Below are 333 nucleotides of genomic sequence, written 5' to 3'. Positions count from 1 at the left end.
GTCGAGCGCTGCTTCAACAAGCTCAAAAACGCCCGGCGCGTCGCCACCCGCTACGACAAGACCGCCGAGAGCTTCCTTGGCTTCATCGACATCACATCTATCCGCCTATGGCTCCGCCATTTGTCAACATGACCTAGCCATCACAAAGATTGCTTTCGTGAATCTCGATTTTTTAACCATTTACGCGAATGTCCATGACCTGCCCCCCGCGAAATCCCTCATCATGATGTAGAGTCTGCCCAACCTTGAAGGAGCAGACGAATGCGAAAGAGCCGTTTTACCGAGGCGCAGATTATCGGGATGATCAAGGAGCAAGAGGCGGGCATGCCGACG

The 333-nt window shown here is 53.8% G+C and carries 1 protein-coding gene; it reads left to right on the top strand.

What is annotated here, in order from left to right; translation table 11 throughout:
• The coding region (locus AB9K34_RS00025) for a transposase (protein ID WP_148044812.1) at window positions 1-132 on the top strand (132 nt) is incomplete at its 5' end.
• Window positions 133-333: the final 201 nt, after the last annotated feature.

Source organism: Sedimentitalea sp. XS_ASV28 (genome assembly GCF_041224545.1).
Lineage (GTDB): Bacteria > Pseudomonadota > Alphaproteobacteria > Rhodobacterales > Rhodobacteraceae > Sedimentitalea.
The sequence above is the reverse complement of the archived record's forward strand: the minus strand, read 5'-3'. Positions and strand labels throughout refer to the sequence as shown.